We start from the raw sequence: 1,060 nt of genomic DNA on the forward strand, positions 1-1,060 counted from the left end.
CAGTCGATGATGATCTTCTTCGACACGCCTCAGCTCTCCTGCACGGCGTCGGCGATCGACTTCGCTTCGCGCGCACCGGATTCCAGCGCGCGGCAGCAGTAGGTGATCCAGCCCGCCACTCCCCGGGCGTCCCCGCCCGCGAATCCGGCCGCACGTTCGGCGTACTCCTGCTGCCTGCGGAAGTAGGAGACCTCGGGCACCACGAGCCCCTTGGGGTCCAGGCCGCTGCCGATCACCACGAGCCGGGCCGCGGCGCGGGCGACGATCCCGTCGGCGGCGCCGAACGGGGCCAGCGCGAGCAGTTCGCCGTGCACCACGGCGGCCACCACCGGACCGGGCGGCGGATCGCCGGGGGCGGTGAGGATCTCGGCCAGCAGGTCCAGCCGTTCGGCCACCTCCGGAGCGTCGCGCGGCCTGCCCAGTTCGTCCGGATCGTCCACCAGGTCGGCGGCGGCGAGCACGTGCAGCCGGGCCAGTGCTTGGCGGGGAGCCCGCTGCCAGGTGCCGAGCAGGTTGCCGAGGGCTTCGGCGACCCGCAGCGAACCGGCCAGCTGGGGTTCGGCGACCGAACCGGACTCCGGGATCTCCGCGGCGCCACCGGCCACGCCCGCCGAGGCCCGGGCGGCGCGCACCGACGCCTCCGCCGCGGTAGCGGGCCAGCCGCGGCGGTTGGCCGGATGCCCGTGCACCTCGTCGATGGCCGTGCGGGCGGACGCCACCGCGTCCGCAACCCCCTCCAGCTCCAGCAGCGGTGCCAGCGATGGCGTGTCGTTCACGGGCGCGACGCTACCGGCCCGCACTCCGCTCACCGAGCGAACCCGTTGCGACCTGTGCCACAGTGATCATTCGAGTGCGCGGGGTAACGGACCGGCTCCGCCGTGTCGACCGCCGGTGGGCTGAACCGATTTCGCGCCCCCCTGTTGCCGTGAGCTCCATCGCACTACGGTTTCGGCGTAGCACAGGCGCCCACGATCCCAGGGAGGTTCTCGGCAATGAGCCAGCCCGAAGGGCAGAGCAACACCCTCGACAACCTGCTGGCGGAGGATCGGGTGTTCCCGCC

General features: G+C 73.0%; 1 protein-coding gene. It reads right to left on the minus strand.

Features of this window, described 5'->3' with window-relative positions:
- Positions 1 to 29: 29 nt before the first annotated feature.
- The gene (locus tag IQ251_RS06950; RefSeq protein WP_193927640.1) at positions 30 to 776 is read right to left on the minus strand and encodes a Fic family protein; all 747 of its coding nucleotides are present in this window, start codon (positions 774 to 776) and stop codon (positions 30 to 32) included.
- Positions 777 to 1,060: the final 284 nt, after the last annotated feature.

The sequence above is a fragment of the Saccharopolyspora montiporae genome (assembly GCF_015209505.1).
Classification (GTDB): Bacteria; Actinomycetota; Actinomycetes; order Mycobacteriales; family Pseudonocardiaceae; genus Saccharopolyspora; species Saccharopolyspora montiporae.